Below are 19878 nucleotides of genomic sequence, written 5' to 3' on the forward strand. Positions count from 1 at the left end.
CTCAGCCGTGGGCCTTTTCATTCAACGGGCCTTCCAGCCAGTCGACTTTGTTCATCTTACGTACCAGCACGAATTCATCGCGGTTGGAACCCACCGTGCCGTAGTAGTTGAAGCCCCACGACAGCTGCGCATAACCACCGATCATGTGAGTAGGCTTGGTCACAGCACGGGTTACCGAGTTGTGGATACCGCCACGTTTGCCCGACATTTCAGCGCCCGGCACGTTGACGATTTTTTCCTGTGCGTGGTACATCAGCGTCATGCCTTCCGGTACGCGCTGGCTGACAATCGCCCGCGCCGTCAGCGTGCCGTTGACGTTGAACACTTCGATCCAGTCGTTGTCGACGATGCCGGCTGCTTGCGCGTCCACTTCCGACAGCCACACGTGCGGACCGCCACGGGACAGCGTCAGCATGCGCAGGTTGTCCGAGTAGGTCGAGTGGATGCCCCACTTCTGGTGCGGCGTGATCCAGTTCAGCGCAATCTCTTTGTTACCGTTCGGCTGCGCACCCAGCATGGACGCCGTGGTCTTGGTGTTGATCGCTGGCTTGTACACGCACAGACCTTCGCCAAAATCACGCATCCAGCGGTGATCCTGGTAGAACTGCTGACGGCCCGTCAGGGTGCGCCAAGGGATCAGTTCATGCACGTTGGTATAGCAGGCGTTGTAGCTGACTTCTTCCGATTCCAGACCGGACCAGGTTGGCGACGAAATAATCTTGCGTGGCTGGGCCTGCACATCGCGGAAGCGGATGCTATCGTGCTCGCGTGGCAGCGCCAGATGGGTGTGGTCGCGGCCCGTGATCTTGGACAGCGCATCCCATGCTTTCACAGCCACGTGGCCATTGGTTTCCGGTGCCAGCGACAGAATCATCTCGGCCGCATCGATGGCGGTATCCAGACGTGGCTGGCCTTTGCCCACCGTGTCAGCCTGCACCGTGCGGTTAATGCCGCGCAGGATTTCCACTTCGTGGCCGGTCTTCCAGCTGATGCCTTTACCACCGTTGCCGAGTTTTTCCAGCAATGGGCCGATCGAGGTGAACTTCTGGTGGATCTTGGTGTAATCGCGTTCCACCACGGTGAAGTTAGGCATGGTTTTGCCCGGAATCGGCTCGCACTCGCCGGCGCGCCAGTCTTTCGGATCGAAAGGCTGACCCAGTTCGCCCGGGGTATCGTGCATCAGCGGGGTCAGTACCAGATCCTGCTGGGTGCCGAGGTAAGGACCGCCGATTTCTTCGAACTTCTTGGCCAGACCTTTGTAGATTTCCCAGTCCGACTTCGATTGCCACAGCGGCTGCACAGCTTCCGACAGCGGGTGGATGAACGGGTGCATGTCCGAGGTGTTCAGGTCATCCTTCTCGTACCACGTCGCGGTCGGCAGCACGATATCGCCATACAGGCAGGTGGTGGACATACGGAAGTCCAGCACCACCAGCAGATCGAGCTTGCCTTCGGCAGCAGGACGCACTTTGACGTCGCGCGGCTTGATGCAGTGCTCTTCATCGCTCATCAGCGCATTCTGGGTACCCAGCAAATACTTCAGGAAGTACTCGTGGCCCTTGCCCGAGCTGCCCAGAATATTCGAGCGCCACACAAACATATTGCGCGGGAAGTTGGCCGGATTGTCCGGATCATCGCAGGAGAATTCCAGCTGCTTGTTCTTGATCTGGCTGACCGCATAAGCTACTGGTGCGACGCCGGCCGCTTCAGCAGCACGCGTGACTTCCAGCGGGTTGGTCTGCAGCTGTGGTGCCGATGGCAGCCAGCCCAGACGTTCGGCCTTGGCGTTGTAGTCCAGCAGCGACATAGGAGCGACGTCGTCACCTGCCGTTGGCGAGGCGATTTCTTCCGTGTGCAGCTTTTCGTGGCGCCACTGGCTGGTGTGGTTGTAGAAGAACGAAGTACCGTTCATCTGGCGCATAGGACGGTTCCAGTCCTGTGCGAAGGCCAGCGGGGTCCATCCCGTTTGCGGACGCAGTTTTTCCTGACCCACGTAGTGGGCCCAGCCGCCGCCCGATTGACCCACGCAACCGCACATCATCAGCATGTTGATGATGCCGCGATAGGTCATGTCCATGTGGTACCAGTGGTTCAGCGCCGCACCGACGATGACCATGCTCTTGCCGCGAGTCTGGTCGGCGTTCTCGGCGAACTGGCGTGCCACGGTGATCACGTCTTCGGCTTTCACGCCGGTGTGCTTGACCTGCCATGCCGGGGTGTAAGGTACGTCTTCTTCATAGCTGGTGGCCACATTGCCGCCACCCAGACCACGGTCGATACCGTAGTTGGCCATGGTCAGATCGAATACGGTCGCCACCAGAGCGGTGCTGCCGTCAGCCAGCGTCAGACGCTTGACGGGGACGTTGCGCATCAGCAGATCGCTGGCGTCCTTGCCGCCGAAGTAGGCGAAGCCCACAGGCACCACTTCATCGGCGCAGTTGATCAGCGACAGTTGCGGATCGACGGGAGCACCGCTGGTGCCCTGCTTCATTTCCAGATTCCACTTGCCCGTTTCGCCCCAGCGGAAGCCGATGGAACCGGCTGGCGCGACGATCTGGCCGCTGGCTTCGTCGATGACCAGGGTCTTCCAGTCCGGATTGTTGGTTTCGTCGAGGTTGTTGGCCAGGTGCGAAGCGCGCAGGAAGTATTCCGGTGCCAGCGTGCCGTTCTGCTCTTTCAGCAGCACCAGCATAGGGAAGTCGGTGTACTGCTTGGCGTACTCTTTGAAGTAGGCCGATTGGCCGGCCGTGTGGTATTCCTTCAGGATCACGTGGCCCATGGCCATGGCCAGTGCCGCATCGGTACCCTGCTTAGGTGCCAGCCAGATATCGCCGAACTTGGCCATTTCGCCGAAGTCGGACGACACGGCCACCGTCTTGGTACCTTTGTAGCGCACTTCGGTGTAGAAGTGGGCGTCCGGGGTACGCGTCATCGGCACGTTGGAGCCCCACACCATCAGGTAGGTGGAGTTGTACCAGTCGGCCGATTCCGGCACGTCGGTCTGTTCGCCCCAGATCTGCGGGCTCGATGGTGGCAGATCGCAATACCAGTCGTAGAAGCTCAGTGCCACGCCGCCGATCAGCGACAGGTAGCGGGTACCGGCTGCGTAGCTGACCATCGACATCGCAGGAATCGGCGAGAAGCCGACGATACGGTCAGGGCCGTACTTCTTGATGGTCAGTGCATTGGCAGCAGCGATGATCTCGTTGGCTTCGTCCCAGTTGGCGCGCACAAAGCCGCCCAGACCGCGCACCGATTTGTAGCGCGCTGCGCGCTCGGGATTCTGGCTCACGTATTCCCATGCCGCGATCGGGTCCATGGTCTTACGGGCTTCGCGCCACATTTCCATCAGACGGCCACGGATCATCGGGTATTTGACGCGCTGGGCCGAATACACATACCACGAATAGCTGGCGCCGCGTGGGCAGCCGCGTGGCTCGTGGTTAGGCAGATCGGGACGGGTGCGCGGATAATCGGTCTGCTGGGTTTCCCAGGTAATCAGGCCGTTCTTGACATACACCTTCCAGCTGCACGAACCCGTGCAGTTGACGCCGTGCGTGGAGCGCACGATCTTGTCGTGCTGCCAGCGCTGACGATAGGCGTTTTCCCAGGTGCGATCTTCCTGCACGACGGCGCCGTGACCGCCCGAGAATGTCGACGTAGTTTTGCTGAAGAATTTCAGGCGATCCAGAAAATGACTCATGCTGCCTCCTCACTGACACCCGGCACTGTGCCGGGTATGCGGTCCCATGCAACATGCACGGACTCGACTATGTTGCAAGTCTAAGCAGCGGCCCTACTGGTGTGAATCGGCAAGAAGGTGATCTGGCAGGGTGAGAAGGACTAGACCTTCTAGTCCTTAGTGACTAGACGCATTCATCCCTTACGGCAATATTCAGCGGCACTATTGCAGGGTATGGTGTCGTTGTACAACCATAGCTCCACCCAGCACACCGAGGAATCCCATGCAAATCAATAGTTTCGAAGACCTGATCGTGGCTGCTGCCATGCAGGCCCAGCCGCAGCGCCTGCTGATCGCTTTCGCCATTGCCGAAGCCGAGCCTGATCCTGCGCCGGGTACAGCCGGCCGCACCACACTGGTGCCCGTGATGTGCGTGGACAAACAGGTGGGCGAGCTGGATACCTATGCCAATCTGGTAGCAGAAGCCCAGACCATGGGCCAGCCATGGGACGTGATGCTGATTTCCACGCTGTCGGGCCAGAATGGCGTACTGCCCGATCCGCAGCGCACCGATGCAGCGTTCAACCAGATGCTCGGTCACATCCAGCAAGGTCAGATGGAACGCATGCTGGCCTTCGACCGCAGCGGCGACCTGCTGCGCTACCACTAAGCCTTTCAGCATGGCGGCGGCAGCATAATGCCGCCAGTGCCCCCTTCCCCACATGGCCAAACGCTTCCCCATCCACCCCGCCAAGCCCGAGCTGATTTGCTGGGGCTGCGACAAATACTGCCCGGCCGATAACATGGCGTGCGGCAACGGTTCCGACCGCACCCAGCATCCGGTAGAACTGTTCGGCCCGGACTGGCACAGCTTCGGACTAAACCAAAACAACGGAGAACTTGATTCCAGCAGTACAGGTGGTGAGGGTACGACGGAAAAGACAGACGACTGAAAGCAGCGTTCGATTCAGTTACATACAGTTGCCGATTTCTGCCAAAGGTCTAGACTCCCTACCAAGTAATCTAGGGGGAAAGCGCAATGGCCAAGACAGCGACTCTGCTGCAGCACAAGTCCGCAGCAACCGACCTAGCTGACGTAACGGCCGGCGCCGAGGAACATGAAGCCGCACATCAGTTCATAGAACAGCTAGCTGAACAAGCATTAGATCGGCGTGCCCTACTAGAGAAACTAGGACTGATTATCCCCGTTGAGGAACTGGCAAGCAGGTCCGGCCTTTCTCCCGAAAAAATCTGGGCTGCATGTGCAAAGGGACGACTCTTTACTCTTGAGACGCGCGATGGCCGCAAACTATTTCCCTCATTCTTCGCTAATCCTGCACTGCCGGGTGAAGAACTCGAAGCGATTTCCACGCAATTAACCAACGTTTCTGACTCGGGAAAATGGCAATTCTTCACCACACCAAAACTCTCACTTCGTGGCCAAACACCCCTGGAGGCAATTGCGCTGGGTGAATTTGAAAGGGTGAGAATAAGCGCAGCCGGTTTTGCGGGGCGATAATGCCGCAAGCCGCGCTGCCCTTGCCGCCACCTCGTCTGGCAGCCGACGGCACTCTCCGCATGGTCCGGCTAAAAAACCAGCGTCTTATTCGTATCTCCAGAATCAGCAACAATGAGCCGTATTTTGGAGCAAGTGGCGCCAACCGCTTTGATGCCCCAGGGTGCGAAGTGGGAGCGCCGGAGTTTCGCACTTGCTACTTCGGACTTAGTTTGGAAGTAGCCGTCGCCGAGACAATATTACATGACCAAATTCCCGTAGAGGGACAGTTCATACTCAGTTACGCAGAGATAAGTCGACACTATGTTCACCTATTTTCAGGCGAACGTTTAATGCTATTGGAACTCAGCGGTGCAACTCTGAAGCGACTTGCAGGCCATGCCGAGTTAGCAGGTAGCGCCTCCACCCTAGTAACGCAGCAATGGTCACTCGCGGTTTTCAAAAATCCACGAACTTTCGACGGATTCATCTACATGTCGCGCCATCTGAACACGCAACGCGCAGTAGTACTCTTCGACAGGGCCCACTCAAAGTTACAACCATGCGGCACGCCGATCCCATTACCCGAGGCGCGAGGCGCGAGGCTTCACTGCCGCCCTCGCAAAATTCTGCATCATAGCGAACTAGACTCTAGTTGCCATAGTGAGCGATCTTTCAGGCGGCATCCTGTCGCTCGGGCAGCGAACCGACCAGTGGCAGAAACGCGTGCTGGCGCGCCGAATAGGCCATCAATGCGCCCTTCTCCAGATCGAAATACCAGCCGTGCAGCTTGAGCAGACCCTGCTCGACGCGACGCTTGAGCCATGGGTAGGTCATCAAATTGTCGAGCGATAGCAGGATGCTGGCCAGTTCGCACGCGTGGTGCTGCTCGGCGCTGCTGCGGTGCGCCAGATCGCGCCGAACGCGCTCAGCTACAGGCTCCGCAACACGCATCCACTGATTGACGAAGTCGGTTTCGCGCTCGACTTTGCGCGGTGACATCACGGCACGGATGCCGCCACAGCGCGCATGGCCGAGAATGATGATGCGCTCGACTTCCAGCTCGCACACGGCAAACTCGATAGCCGAACTGACACCGGCCGACGCCGTCGGTGTGCAGGCCGGCACCAGATTGGCGATATTCCGTACCACGAACAGGTCGCCCGGGTCGCTGCCCGTTAGCAGCATGGGGTCGACGCGCGAATCGCAGCAGCCGATCAGCAGTGTGCTAGGCTTCTGGCCCTGCCGCAAGCTGTCGAACAATTCCTGACTATCCTGAAAATACTGTTGCTGGAATCGGCTGAAGCCATTGATGAATTTTTCGATATCTTCCATTTGAGCCTCCGCTTTTATTCCGCACAGCGGCGCAGACCGGCACGATCAAGCAAGCTGATCTGGCGGCCTTTGAAGGTGATCAGTTGTTGCGAGCACAGGTCGGCAAGGATGCGCGAGAAATGTTCGGGAGTCAGGTTCAGGCGCGAAGCCAGCACGCCTTTGGACGCCGCCAGCGTGAACTGGTCGCCCCCCTCGGGGAACTCGCGCAGCAGATAAGCTGCCACACGCTGGGTACCCGAGCGCAGCGAATACGATTCCATATCGCACATCAGACTGTGCATGCGCTGACTCAGGCCGGCCAGCATCTTGTGGGCAAAGCTCGAATCGTTATCGATTTCGCGGAAGATGGTGGGCTTGGCGACGTGCAGCAGCAAGGTATCTTCCGTGGCCTGCGCCGAAACGATGTAGGGACTACCCATGAACATCAGCGCTTCGCCGAAGCTGTGGCCGGGGCCAATCAGCTCGATGACTTTTTCCGCGCCGCCGGCCGAGGTGAACGACAGTTTGATCTGGCCAAATACCACCTGATGGAAGCCGATGCAGGGATCGCCCCGTTCAAACACCATCTGGCCTTTTTCCAGCCGCACTTCGGTCGTACCCAGTGCAATACGGTCTAGTTCCTCGGCGCGCATGGAAGCAAACAGTGGAACACGCGATAGGAAGGTCTGTACCTTGATCTTACTTTTATCCATATTTGTAGTGCTTAGATAGTACGCGAATAGCGCAGCACCTGCGGCCCTTCTACTTTGGGCAGGTGCAGATACTGGTCGAACGCCATGCAGATATTGCGGATCAGCAGACGGCCGCGCATCTTCACGCGTACGCCACGGCTGCCCACGCACAGCAGGCCCAGTTCTTCCAGCGGTTTCAGGCGTTCCAGTTCGGCCGCGAAATATTCGGGGCCGCTTACGCCGTCCGGTAGTGGCAGATCATCGTAATCGAGGATGAAGTTGCACATCAGCCGGTTAATGGTGGTGCGCCGGATTACATCGTCTGCGTTCAGGGTAATGCCGCGCGCAATCGGCAGCGCACCGGCATCGATGCGCTCGTAATACGCGCTCAGGGTCTTCTCGTTCTGGCTATAGCTATTGCCCACGGCGCTGATGGCCGACACACCCAGCGCCACCATCGGTGCATCGGCATGTGTGGAATAGCCCTGGAAGTTGCGCTGCAGCTTGCCCACTTCGCGGCTGCGCGCGAGATCGTCTTCGGGCAGTGCAAAGTGATCCATGCCGATATACACATAGCCGGCACCGGTCAGCTTCTCGATACACAGGCCCAGCATGGCTAGACGGGTTTCGCCGTCCGGCAGGTCGGCCTCGTTGATCAGCTTCTGCGCCTTGAACAGATTCGGCATGTGGGCATAGTTGTACACCGCCACCCGATCGGGACGGGCTGCAATGATGCGGTCCAGCGTAGGGCCGAAGCTGGCCACGCTCTGCAGCGGCAGACCATAGATCAGATCGACACTGACGGAACGGAAGCCATACGTGCGCGCGGCGTCCAGTACGGCCAGCGTCTGCTCGGGCGACTGCACGCGGTTGACGGCTTTCTGCACTTCCGCGTCAAAATCCTGCACGCCCAGACTCAGGCGGTTGAAGCCCTGCCGGCGCAGTACGCCGATGCGTTCCGGCGAAACCGTACGGGGATCGACTTCGATCGAAAATTCGCCTTCTGCGTCGCTGACAAATGCGAAATCAGCGCGCAGACGCGCCAGCAGTTCGTCCATCTGCGCATCGGTCAGATAGGTCGGCGTACCGCCGCCGAAATGCAGCTGGGAGACGGCGCGGCCACGCCCCAGCAGTTCCACCTGCATGGCAATCTCGCGGTACAGATAGCCCAGATATTCGGCCGCCTTGCCGGTTTCCTGCGTGATGATCTTGTTGCAGCCGCAGTAGTAGCACAGCGACGCACAGAACGGAATATGCACATACAGCGACAGCGGTGCTGCCGCGCCCTCTGCACTCAGGCTGCCAATCGCAGCCTGATAGGCAGGGACTCCATAGCCGCCGTGGAAGCGGTCCGCCGTGGGATACGAGGTGTAGCGCGGACCATTCAGGGTCAGCTTGCGGATCAGCGCTGCATCAAACAATTCCGTACGCGGCACATCGGTGGCGCTATGGTCAGACATATTCAACTCCGTTTAGCAAGGCATGGCCGCATTCTTACGGGCATAGCACCACCACGTGATTGCAATGCAGCTCATGTAGAAAGCGATGAAGCACCACAGCGCAGCATCAGGACCGCCCGTCAGCGCAATCGAGGTACCGTAGCTCTTCGGAATGAAGAAAGCACCGTAGGCAGCAACAGCGGAGGTGAAGCCCAGCACTGCAGCACCTTCCTTATTGGCGTCAACGATCGCTTGCTGCTGTTCGGCTTGCGATTTGCCAGCCGCTGCGCGCTGACGCTCGGTCATGAAGATTACAGGAATCATGCGGAAGGTGGAAGCATTGCCCACACCGGTGCCGGCGAACAGCGCCATGAACATCCAGAAGAAGCCGGTGAAGTTACCTGCCACGCCGCCATGCGGCAGGAAGCTGATCACGCCATACACGGCAGCGATCATGCCGACGAAAGTCCATACCGTCACTTTGGCGCCGCCCAGCTTGTCGGCGATCACGCCGCCCACCACACGGGCCAGTGCACCGACCAAAGGACCAAGGAAGGCATATTGCAGCGGGTTCACATCGGGGAACTGGGTCTTGATCAGCAGCGGGAAGCCGGCCGAGTAACCGATGAAGGAACCGAAGGTACCCGTGTACAGCCAGCACATCAGCCAGTTGTGTTTGCGCTTGAAGATCACTGCCTGATCGGCAAACGAAGCTTTGGCCGAAGCCAGATCGTTCATGCCGAACCATGCCAGCAAGGCGCTGACGGTGATGAAAGGCACCCAGATGAAGCCAGCATTCTGCAGCCACATGGTGCTGCTCTTGCCCGCTTTGACAGCGGTCTGGGCATCGCCACCGAGCGTGCCGAACACGCCCACGGTGATCACCAGTGGCACCACGAACTGCACTGCCGATACACCCAGATTACCGAGACCGGCGTTCATGCCCAGTGCATAGCCTTTCTGGGCTTTCGGGAAGAAGAAACTGATGTTGGCCATCGAGGAAGCGAAGTTACCCCCACCGAAGCCGCACAGCAGCGCCAGTATCAGCATGGTGGGATAGCCGGTAGTCACATCCTGCACGGCGAAGCCGATGCCCAGTGCCGGAATCAGCAGCGATGCGGTGGAAATGGTGGTCCATTTGCGGCCGCCGAAGATCGGCACCATGAACGAGTAGAAGATCCGCAGCGTCGCGCCGGACAGGCCCGGCAGAGCCGTCAGCCAGAACAGCTGGTTGGTGCTGTACTGGAAGCCGATGGCGGGCAGGTTCACCACCACCACGCTCCACACCATCCACACGGCGAAGGCCAGTGCCAGCGCAGGGATCGAGATCCACAGATTGCGGTTAGCCGTGTCGCGGCCACCGCTGGCCCAGAACGTGGAGCTTTCTGGCTCCCACGTATTGATCATATATTTGCTCATGAATTTCTCCTAAAAAGAGCTTTGCTCACATCAGGCCTTGGCCTGCGCCTTGATGGCAGCAGCGGCCACTTCGGGACGGAACGAGTAATGCATCCACACCAGCGAGACACAGACGGTGCCGTACAGCAGCATGAAGGCGCTGGAACGTACACCCGTCAGGTCCAGCAGCGCGCCAAACAGAATCGGCAGAATGAAGCCGCCCAGGCCACCGGCCAGACCCACGACGCCCGACACGGCGCCGATGTTGTCGCTGAAATCGTCAGCGATGAATTTGAAGACGGACGCTTTGCCGACGGCCATGGCAGTACCGACAATGAACAGCAGCACGGTGAACATGGTGGGCGACAGCGCCAGATCCAGCTTCAGGTCGCCATGGGTGGTCGTGATGATCATCGAGGTCTGTGGGTAGGACAGCAGGAAGAAGCAGACCCAGCAAACCCACATTACCCACCACGTGACTTTGTAAGCACCGTAGCGGTCAGAAATCCAGCCACCGACGGCGCGCAGTACACCGCCGGGCAGGGAGAAGCAGGCAGCCAGCAAGGCAGCCAGCTTCAGGTCGAAGCCGTATTCACCCACATAGTATTTGGTCATCCACAGTGCCAGCCCGACGTAGCCGCCGAACACCACCGAGTAGTACTGGCAGTAGCGCCATACACGACGGTCGGCCAGCACTTTCATCTGGGCGCCAAACGAGATCGCCGAATTCGATTTATGGCTAGGATCGGTCGCAGTGAACATCCAGAACACGATGGCCGTGACCAGCATGGCCGCCGCATACACAGTAGGCAGTGCCTGCCAGCCCCATGCCGCGATGATGGCTGGTGCAACGAACTTGGTGACGGCAGAACCGGAGTTACCGGCGCCGAAGATGCCCATCGCCAGACCACGGCGCTCGCTAGGGAACCAGCGCGCCACATACGGTGTACCAACCGAGAACGAGCCGCCGGCCAGACCGATGAACAGGCCCAGTACGAGGAACTGCCAGAATTCGGTAGCGTAGCTGATCAGGAAGATGGCCGGCACCGTGGCCAGCATCAGCAGGAAGAAGACGATGCGGCCACCGTATTTATCGCACCAGATACCCAGCGGCACCCGCACCAGCGAACCACTGAGCACGGGCATGGCCGCGAGCAGACCAAACTGCGTTTCGTTCAGGCCCAGCATTTTTTTGACGGGGATGCCCAGCACCGCAAACATCATCCAGATCGCAAAGCAGATCGTGAATGCGAAGGTGCTGGCGGCGAGTACCCCTACCGCTTTGTTATTGCTTGCCACGTTACACTCCTAACGAGTTTAGAATGCGCTCAGGGTACCCGCCACGGCACACCCCGCCAATTGGCCGGAAGGCTAGGCGACCCCGGCAATCAGGCTAGCTATCTAGTCCGAAGTAACTAGTTGAATCACCTGGTCGAAGCGGTTGCGCGGCAGGCCGGAAGCGGGCAGCTGCGGCAGCAGATCAGCCAGCGTGACGTTATCGAGTTCGGCCAGAAACGCATTGCTGGCGCGCGCCAGCACGCCCTGCAGGCCGCAGGCCAGCGCATACGGACAGTCATGCTGACCACCGTCGAAACAGGCAGTCATATGAAAGTGCGGTTCGCTGGCGCGCACCACCTTGCCCAGATTAATGTCGGCCGGCCGCAGCGCCAGCACGATGCCGCCATTGCGTCCGCGCACCGTACGCACCACGCCGCTCAGGCCTAATTGATGTACCACCTTATTGAGATGGTGCTTGGCCATGTCGTGCCGCCGGGCGATGTCGGCCACCGTCACCAGCCTGCCCTGCTGGCTAGCCAGATCGAGCAAGGTGCGTAGCGTGTACTCCGTAAATACCGTTAATTTCATGATGCCTCAGAACAATATGTCGCGAGGCAGCCATTATTCCTGCCCTCTTGTGCATTTGTTCATAACTTGGATCAAGAAAAACAAGGATCGAATATACATGTTTAAAACAGCGGCCTAGAATCGGCTCCATCGTTCTGGCTAGTGCCGGAGCGAGAGTTTTCCAAGCTGATACTCAACTCACGAACTAAGGAACCATGTCATGCACGCGACGCGCAAACTCTGGACCTGGCTCGGCTTGATCTGTGCTCTCTCCTTCGCCGTCCTCGGCTGGGTCGGAGCAGAAATCTATCTGGCCGCCCCACCCATACCAAAACAAATAATTAGTGCCGACGGCACCCAGCTCTTTGGCGAAGGCGAAGTTGACCGGGGCCAGCAAGCCTGGCTGTCGGCCGGCGGCCAGCAACTGGGCACCGTCTGGGGTCACGGCAGCTATGTGGCACCGGACTGGTCGGCTGACTGGCTGCACCGCGAAGCCGTAGCGCTGCGCGAACTGTGGGCCCAGCGCGACTTCACCGCGCATTTCGAAGACCTGAGCAAATCCAATCAGGCCTATCTGAATGCCAAGCTGAAGGAAGAAATGCGCCGCAACACCTACGATAAAACCCGTGGCGTGATCGTCGTATCGGCTGACCGTGCTGCTGCTATCCGCAGCGTGGCCAAGCATTACACCGGCCTGTTCGGCGACGAGGCCAGCCTCGACGCGCTGCGTACCCAGTACGCCATGAACCCTAACTCGATCACCAATCAGGATGATCTGAAAGCCCTGCCAGCCTTCGTATTCTGGTCGGCCTGGGCTGCTGCCACCGACCGTCCCGGCCAGCAAGACCTGAGCTACACCAGCAACTGGCCGCACGAGCCGCTGATCGACAACCGTCCTAGCACGGGCGCCGGTATCTGGTCGATCGCCAGTGTGATCCTGATGATCGGTGCGATCGCCGCCATGGTGATGTTCCACAGCGCCGCCAAAGAGGAAGAAGATCCTACCCCGCCTAAGGCTGATCCTCTGCTGAACCTGAAAGCCACGCCTTCCATGCTGGCGACCAAAAAATACTTCTTCGTGGTGATCGGTCTGATCCTCGCGCAAGTGGGCATGGGCGTGATTACCGCGCACTATGCTGTGGAAGGCCGCAGCTTCTTCGGCTTCCCGCTGGCCGACATCCTGCCATTCGTTGTCAGCCGCACCATCCACACCCAGTTCGCAGTGCTGTGGATCGCTACCGCATGGCTGGCTACCGGCCTGTACATCGCTCCTGCCATTTCCGGCTACGAACCACCGCTGCAGAAACTGGGCGTGAATCTGCTGTTCTACGCACTGCTGTTCATCGTGGTGGGCTCCACCGCTACCGGCTGGCTCGGTTCGCTGCAACACAAAGGTACGGACTTCTCGTTCTGGCTCGGTAATCAGGGTCTGGAATTCACCAGCATGGGCCGCATCTGGCAGATCCTGCTGTTCGTCGGCCTCTTAATCTGGGTTACCCTGCTGGGCCGCGCGCTGTGGCCTGCGCTGAAAAAACCATCGGATAGCCGTGGCCTGATCGTCATGGTATTCCTGTCGGCCATGTGCATCGGTGGCTTCTACGCCACCTCGCTGACCTGGGGCCAGCATAGCCACTACTCGATGATCGAATACTGGCGCTGGTGGCTGGTCCACCTGTGGGTGGAAGGCTTCTTCGAAGTGTTCGCAACCGCTGTGATCGCCCTGCTGTTCACCCGTCTGGGCCTGATCCGTGCTGCTACCGCCAACAGCGCCATCGTGCTGGAAACCATCGTGTTCCTGTTCGGCGGCATACTGGGCACCCTGCACCACCTGTACTTCACCGGTACGCCGACCTTCGTGATCGCCATCGGCGCCATGTTCTCGGCACTGGAAGTGGTACCGCTGTCGCTGATCGGTATCGAAGCGTGGCGCAACTACCAGCGCTCGAAAGCCGCACCCTGGGTACAGACTTACAAATGGTCGATCCTGTGCTTCATCGCTGTGGGCTTCTGGAATACCGTCGGTGCTGGCCTGCTGGGCTTCTCGATCAACACCCCGATCGCGCTGTACTACATGCAAGGTCTGAACATGACGGCGGCCCACGGCCACGCGGCGCTGTTCGGTGTGTATGGCATGCTGGGTATCGGTCTGCTGCTGTTCTGCCTGCGTGGTCTGGCTAGCCGTCTGGCCTGGTCCGATGCGCTGCTGCGTCCCATGTTCTGGTGCCTGAATATCGGTCTGGCCATGATGGTGTTCATCTCGCTGGTACCAGCCGGTATCTATCAAGCCTGGGCTAGCATCAGCACTGGCATGTGGTTCGCCCGTTCGCCTGAAATCATCCACTCCAAACTGATGGAAACGCTGGTGTGGCTGCGCGTTCCCGGTGACGTGGTGTTCGCACTGGGCACGCTGTTCCTGACCCTGTTCGCATGGCGTCTGCTGGTTGCAAAACGCGATCCAGTCGCAAGTAGCGATAAGCAAGTGAACCGCGCTTAATCCCCTCCCCGCTGCTGCAAGTGCTGCGTGTACTGACACCTGCACTTGCAGCAGCTTTCAATTCAGTATCCTGAAAGTCGCCAAAATGTCACACGATTGTTCTCTCCCCAAAGGGCCGGACGGCATCTATCCATTCGACGCGCGCGGTGTTGCCAAGCGTTTCAGGCACGCTGCCATCTTCGGCGCGATCGACGCTTTATATCCGGGCGAAATTATGCGATTCTGTAACGACCACGACCCATTGCCTTTGCTAGCGCAAATCGACCAGCGCTATCAGGGTCGCGTCAAAGTCGCTTATGTGGCACGCGAACCGGGGCAGGTGGTCATCGACTTCCTCCTCAGCGCAGCCTGAAACTTTCACTCTGATAATTTTTCATAATCCATATCATGGAAAACAAAAGCTTGCCCACTTAGCATGTATCCATGCATCCGATACACGGTTGCGGCAAGTCAACGTACAAGGGGAAATAAGATGAAAAAGAAATTCAAACTGAGCGCAGCAACTCTGGCCACCTCGGCCCTGCTGGCTCTGCTCGGTACAACCGCAGCTGTGGCCGCGGAACCTGAACTGCCTGTGATCACGCAAGAACTGGTGGCCCCACCGCAACTGCCACCACCGATCACCCGTAAGACGGCGGCCAAAGTGGTGGTCAATCTGACCGTGGAAGAAGTCGAGCGCGAAATCGCCCCCGGTACCCGCTATACCTTCTGGACTTTCGGCGGCACCGTACCGGGCAAATTCATCCGTGTACGTGAAGGCGATACCGTCGAACTGCATCTGCTCAATCTGCCAGACAACAAACTGCCGCACAATATCGATTTGCACGCCGTGACCGGCCCAGGCGGCGGCGCAGCCCAGACCCTGATCGCTCCCGGCAACGAAGCCACCTTCACCTTCAAAGCACTGCAGTCTGGCCTGTATGTGTACCACTGCGCCACGGCACCAGTGGGCATGCACGTCGCCAACGGTATGTACGGCCTGATCATGGTCGAACCCAAAGAAGGCATGGAAAAAGTCGACAAAGAGTACTACGTGATGCAGGGTGACTTCTACACCGAAGGTAACTACCGCGCACCGGGCCTGCAGAACTTCGACATGCAGAAAGCCATCGACGAGAAGCCTACCTATGTGCTGTTTAACGGCGCTGACGGCGCGCTGACGGGCGCCAATTCGCTGACCGCCAAGGCCAATGAAAAAGTCCGTATGTTCTTCGGCGTGGGTGGTCCTAACATCACTTCCAGCTTCCACATCATCGGCACCATCTTCGACAAGGTCTACTTCGAAGGCGGCACCAAGTATCAGGAAAACGTGCAGACCACCATGGTGCCTGCCGGCGGTTCGGCCATCGTCGAATTCACCCCGCGTGTACCGGGCAACCTGACGCTGGTTGACCACTCGCTGACCCGTGCATTCAACAAGGGCGCGGTCGGCCTGCTGTCGGTGGCTGGCCCAGAGAAACCAGAGATCTACAGCAAAGGCATCAAGAAACCGCTGACCGCAGCGGCGATTGCCAAAGCCGTACCAGCGGCCAAACCAGCTGCCAAAGATGCTAAAGCTGCAGCACCGGCCGTCGCCGCCGTGCCAGCCGCCCATGCCCGCGGCAAGGCAGTGTTCGATTCCAATTGCGCAGTCTGCCACCAGGCTGATGCAAAAGGTGTTGCCGGTGTCTTCCCACCGCTGGCACATTCGGACTTCTTCCAGCAGCGTCCATACGAAATGGCCCACATCGTGCTGAACGGCCGCAGTGGCACCATGGTGGTGAACGGTCAGAAATACAATGGTGTGATGCCAGCGCAGGACCTCAACGACGAGGATATCTCGGCTGTCATCAACTACATCAGCGTAGAACTGAACGAAGGTCAGGCCGTGCTGACGCCTGAGCAAGTGCGCGATATGCGCAAAAAACGCTAATCATGCAAGCGCCCGCCCTCCGGCCCTCGTGGCTGGCGGCGCTGGCACTGCTGGCCGCTACGGCGGCCAGCGTTCATGCTAGCGATACCGCCGTACCGGACTACCGAACTGTGCAAGGAGGTAGCCTGCGTACGGTACTTCCTGCCGACGGTGTAGCCGCCGACGCCAAGGTTGCGCCCTTCCAGCTGCGCAGCCGTCTGGTCACCAACGCCGATTTTGCCGCCTTTGTCCGCCAGCATCCCGAATGGCAGCGTGGCACGGCTCCCGCCCTGTTTGTCGCACCGGCCTATCTGTCCGGCTGGCGCAGTCCCACCGATTACAGCCCCATGGCCGCCGATGCGCCCGTGATCCACGTCAGCTGGTTTGCCGCGCAAGCCTATTGCGAAAGCGAAGATGCCCGTCTGCCGCGCTGGTACGAATGGGAATACAGCGCGGCGGCCGATGCCACCCGTGCCGATGCACGCGACGACGAGGCATGGCTGGCCACCATCCTGCACTGGTACGCCGACGCCGGCAAAAGCACGCCGCGCAGCGTGGCCGGCGGCCCGGCCAATTACTATGGCATCCATGACCTGCACGGCCTCGTGTGGGAATGGGTGGAAGATTACAGCGGCCTGTTCGTCAATTCCGACAGCCGCGCCAGAGGGGAACAGAAGCTGCTCGACTACTGTGGCGGTGCCGCCGCCACGCTGGCCGACCGGCGTAACTACGCCATCCTGATGCGCCTCGCCCTGCTGTCGGCGATGGAAGCCAATCAGGACGGCGCCAATCTGGGCTTCCGCTGCGCGCGCGACGCCGCCCCTGCCCGATAAGGAACACCATCATGAAACTCCCCGCCCACCGGCTGCTCGCCCTCACACTGGCCGCCACGTTCGGCATCAGCAGTGCATCGGCCCATGCTGCCGGCGCTAGCCCAGCTAGTGCTAGCCTAAGCAGTGCTAGCCAACCCAGCGCCGCGGCCGGTACCGCCCTGCCCGGCAATTCGCTGTACCAGCTCGATATCAGCCTGACCGATGCGGCAGGCCAGCGCTTCGGCCTGCGCGAGATGGCCGGCACGCCGGTCCTCGTCACCATGTTCTACGGCGACTGCAATGCCGCCTGCCCCATCATCATCGAAACCCTCAAGCGCACAGTGGAAGCACTGGGGCCGAACGCCGCCAAACTGCGCGTGCTGATGGTCAGCCTAGATCCCTTCAATGACAGCCCGGCCGGTCTCGCCCAGCTAGTAAAGAACAAGCAGCTCGATCCGCAGCGCTTCCGTCTGGCCGTAGCCAAGGACGAAAGCCAGACCCGCTTGCTCGCCGGTGCGCTCCAGATCAAGTTTCGTCAGCTCGGCGATGGCGTGATCAACCACACTACCCGTATTGCACTGCTCGATGGCAGCGGTCTGACCAAGGCGGTGAGTACCCGTCTCGATACCACGCCCGACCCCGAGTTCATCAAGCAAATCAATAGCTTATTAAAGTCGGTGAAAAATTAATCTGGATCATGGAAAGCAGAAATAGCTTTCCTGACGGTTGACCACACAATATCTAGTGTCTAATCTACCAAAACCAACTAAATATAGGGTTTAAGGGGATAGCATGGATAAGCTCACCAGTATCATCAAACGGGACGGCAGCACACAGCCGTTCAGCCTCTCCCGCATCACCGCCGCGCTGCTGCAGGCCGGCCGCGCCAGCGGTGAATTCGACCAGCCGATCGCCCAGCAGCTAGCCGACTATGCGCTGCAGCAGCTACAGGCGCTGCCAGCCGGTACAGCGCTCAGCGTCGAGCGCATACAGGATGCCGTCGAAAGCGCACTCTACGATGCAGGCTACCGCGCCACGCTGCGCTGCTACGTGGTGTACCGCGAACAGCACGCGCAACTGCGGCAAGATCGCAGTTCCATCGTCGACGTGGAATCCTCCATCAACGAATATCTGACGCGTGCCGACTGGCGCGTGAATGCCAATGCCAATCAGGGTTATTCGCTGGGTGGCCTGATCCTCAACGTGTCGGGCAAGGTGATCGCCAACTACTGGCTCAATCACGTCTACCCGCCCGCCGTAGGACAGGCCCATCGCGACGCCGATGTGCACATCCACGACCTCGACATGCTGGCCGGCTATTGCGCCGGCTGGTCGCTGCGCACGCTGCTCAACGAAGGCCTGAACGGCGTACCGGGCAAGATCGAATCGGGCCCGCCCAAACACATGCACAGCGCCATCGGCCAGATCGTCAACTTCCTCGGCACGCTGCAGAACGAATGGGCCGGCGCGCAAGCCTTCAGCTCCTTCGATACCTATATGGCGCCGTATGTGCGCAACGATGGTCTCGATTACACCCAGGTGCGCCAGTACATGCAGGAGCTGATCTTCAACCTCAACGTGCCATCGCGCTGGGGTACCCAGACGCCGTTCACCAATCTGACCTTCGACTGGGTCTGTCCGGAAGACCTGCGCGAGCAGATACCTCATATCGCGGGCAAGGAAATGCCGTTCAGCTATGGCGATCTGCAGGCCGAAATGGATATGATTAACCGCGCCTACATCGAAGTGATGATGGCCGGCGATGCCCATGGCCGCGCCTTCACCTTCCCGATTCCAACCTATAACATCACGCCCGATTTTGCGTGGGATAGCCCGAATGCGGAACTGCTGTTCGAAATGACGGCGCGCTACGGCCTGCCCTACTTCCAGAACTTCGTGAACTCGGAACTCAAGCCCAACATGATCCGCTCCATGTGCTGCCGCTTGCAACTGGATCTGCGCGAACTGCTCAAGCGGGGCAATGGTCTGTTCGGCTCGGCCGAGCAGACTGGCTCGCTGGGTGTGGTGACGATTAACTGTGCGCGTCTGGGCTATCTGTACCGGGGCGACGAAGCGGGACTGCTGGCCGCGCTGGACCGCCTGCTGGAACTGGGCCGCGACAGTCTGGAAATCAAACGCAAGGTGATTCAACGCCATATGGACAATGGCCTGTTCCCTTACACCAAGCGCTATCTGGGCACGCTGCGTAACCACTTCTCGACGCTGGGCGTGAACGGCATCAATGAAATGCTGCGCAACTTCGATCCCGTCAACCAGCAAGATATCACCAGCGAGTGGGGCCGCGCCTTTGCACTGCGCCTGCTCGACCATGTACGCGCACGCATGCTGGAATTCCAGGAACAGACCGGCCATATGTACAACCTCGAAGCCACACCGGCCGAAGGCACGACCTACCGCTTTGCCAAGGAAGACCGCAAGCGCTTCCCCGATATTCTGCAGGCTGGCACACCGGAACAGCCCTATTACACCAACTCCTCGCAACTGCCGGTCGGCTATACCGACGATCCGTTCGAAGCACTCGAACAGCAGGATGCACTGCAGCGCAAATACACGGGTGGCACCGTACTGCACCTGTATATGACGGAAGCGCTATCGAGTGCGCAGGCTTGCCGCACGCTGGTGCAGCGCGCACTGGGCCGCTTCGGCCTGCCATATATCACGGTGACGCCGACGTTCTCGATCTGCCCTACCCATGGCTACCTGAAAGGCAGCCATAAATTCTGCCCGAAATGCGATGCCGATCTGATCGCACGCAAGCAGGCCCAGCTTGCCAATCCAGCCTGACCTCATCCAAC

Annotated in this window: 16 protein-coding genes; 9 read left to right on the forward strand and 7 right to left on the reverse strand. The window is 59.4% G+C overall.

Features of this window, described 5'->3' with window-relative positions; translation table 11 throughout:
• Position 1: 1 nt before the first annotated feature.
• Complete coding sequence (locus ABNT42_RS15195; protein ID WP_348698329.1) at positions 2-3703, reverse strand: nitrate reductase subunit alpha; 3702 nt, start codon at positions 3701-3703, stop codon at positions 2-4.
• 262 nt (positions 3704-3965) lie between these two features.
• Between ABNT42_RS15195 and ABNT42_RS15200 the strand changes: the two genes are divergently transcribed.
• From ABNT42_RS15200 to ABNT42_RS15210, 3 genes are all read left to right on the forward strand, one after another.
• Positions 3966-4352: a hypothetical protein gene (locus tag ABNT42_RS15200; protein WP_348698330.1), complete on the forward strand. Its 387-nt coding sequence runs from the start codon at positions 3966-3968 to the stop codon at positions 4350-4352.
• A gap of 52 nt (positions 4353-4404) precedes the next feature.
• Positions 4405-4635, forward strand: coding sequence for a DUF3079 domain-containing protein (locus ABNT42_RS15205; RefSeq protein ID WP_348698333.1), 231 nt, complete (start codon positions 4405-4407; stop codon positions 4633-4635).
• Positions 4636-4721: 86 nt separating this feature from the next.
• The gene (locus tag ABNT42_RS15210; protein WP_348698336.1) at positions 4722-5201 is read left to right on the forward strand and encodes a hypothetical protein; all 480 of its coding nucleotides are present in this window, start codon (positions 4722-4724) and stop codon (positions 5199-5201) included.
• A 651-nt stretch (positions 5202-5852) separates the two neighbouring features.
• Here the strand turns inward: ABNT42_RS15210 and ABNT42_RS15215 are convergent.
• The 6 genes from ABNT42_RS15215 to ABNT42_RS15240 all read right to left on the reverse strand — a co-directional run bounded on the left by ABNT42_RS15215 (position 5853) and on the right by ABNT42_RS15240 (position 11886).
• Positions 5853-6512 carry a carbonic anhydrase gene (locus tag ABNT42_RS15215; RefSeq protein WP_348698338.1) on the reverse strand — a complete coding sequence of 220 codons (660 nt, stop codon included), beginning with the start codon at positions 6510-6512 and terminating at the stop codon, positions 5853-5855.
• Between the two features lie 14 nt (positions 6513-6526).
• Positions 6527-7204, reverse strand: a complete 678-nt coding sequence (locus tag ABNT42_RS15220; protein ID WP_348698340.1) for a Crp/Fnr family transcriptional regulator — start codon at positions 7202-7204, stop codon at positions 6527-6529.
• An 11-nt stretch (positions 7205-7215) separates the two neighbouring features.
• Positions 7216-8643, reverse strand: coding sequence for an oxygen-independent coproporphyrinogen III oxidase (gene hemN / locus ABNT42_RS15225; protein WP_348698342.1), 1428 nt, complete (start codon positions 8641-8643; stop codon positions 7216-7218).
• 12 nt (positions 8644-8655) lie between these two features.
• Positions 8656-10041, reverse strand: coding sequence for a NarK family nitrate/nitrite MFS transporter (locus tag ABNT42_RS15230; protein ID WP_348698345.1), 1386 nt, complete (start codon positions 10039-10041; stop codon positions 8656-8658).
• Between the two features lie 30 nt (positions 10042-10071).
• Entirely contained in the window at positions 10072-11319 is a 1248-nt protein-coding gene (locus ABNT42_RS15235; protein ID WP_348698347.1) for a nitrate/nitrite transporter, read from the reverse strand.
• A gap of 102 nt (positions 11320-11421) precedes the next feature.
• Positions 11422-11886 carry an Rrf2 family transcriptional regulator gene (locus ABNT42_RS15240; protein ID WP_348698349.1) on the reverse strand — a complete coding sequence of 155 codons (465 nt, stop codon included), beginning with the start codon at positions 11884-11886 and terminating at the stop codon, positions 11422-11424.
• A gap of 199 nt (positions 11887-12085) precedes the next feature.
• Between ABNT42_RS15240 and ABNT42_RS15245 the strand changes: the two genes are divergently transcribed.
• The 6 genes from ABNT42_RS15245 (at position 12086) to ABNT42_RS15270 (ending at position 19867) form a co-directional block, all read left to right on the forward strand.
• The gene (locus tag ABNT42_RS15245; protein ID WP_348698351.1) at positions 12086-14359 is read left to right on the forward strand and encodes a nitric-oxide reductase large subunit; all 2274 of its coding nucleotides are present in this window, start codon (positions 12086-12088) and stop codon (positions 14357-14359) included.
• 85 nt (positions 14360-14444) lie between these two features.
• Positions 14445-14711 carry a DUF2249 domain-containing protein gene (locus ABNT42_RS15250; protein WP_348698354.1) on the forward strand — a complete coding sequence of 89 codons (267 nt, stop codon included), beginning with the start codon at positions 14445-14447 and terminating at the stop codon, positions 14709-14711.
• Between the two features lie 120 nt (positions 14712-14831).
• On the forward strand, positions 14832-16271 hold the full coding sequence (gene nirK, locus ABNT42_RS15255; protein ID WP_348698356.1) for a copper-containing nitrite reductase: 1440 nt from the start codon (positions 14832-14834) through the stop codon (positions 16269-16271).
• Positions 16272-16273: 2 nt separating this feature from the next.
• The gene (locus tag ABNT42_RS15260; RefSeq protein ID WP_348698357.1) at positions 16274-17083 is read left to right on the forward strand and encodes a formylglycine-generating enzyme family protein; all 810 of its coding nucleotides are present in this window, start codon (positions 16274-16276) and stop codon (positions 17081-17083) included.
• 11 nt (positions 17084-17094) lie between these two features.
• The gene (locus ABNT42_RS15265) at positions 17095-17751 is read left to right on the forward strand and encodes an SCO family protein (RefSeq protein WP_348698359.1); all 657 of its coding nucleotides are present in this window, start codon (positions 17095-17097) and stop codon (positions 17749-17751) included.
• A gap of 103 nt (positions 17752-17854) precedes the next feature.
• Positions 17855-19867, forward strand: coding sequence for a ribonucleoside triphosphate reductase (locus ABNT42_RS15270; RefSeq protein WP_348698361.1), 2013 nt, complete (start codon positions 17855-17857; stop codon positions 19865-19867).
• Positions 19868-19878: the final 11 nt, after the last annotated feature.

Source organism: Duganella fentianensis (assembly GCF_964031615.1).
Taxonomy (GTDB): domain Bacteria; phylum Pseudomonadota; class Gammaproteobacteria; order Burkholderiales; family Burkholderiaceae_D; genus Rugamonas; species Rugamonas fentianensis_A.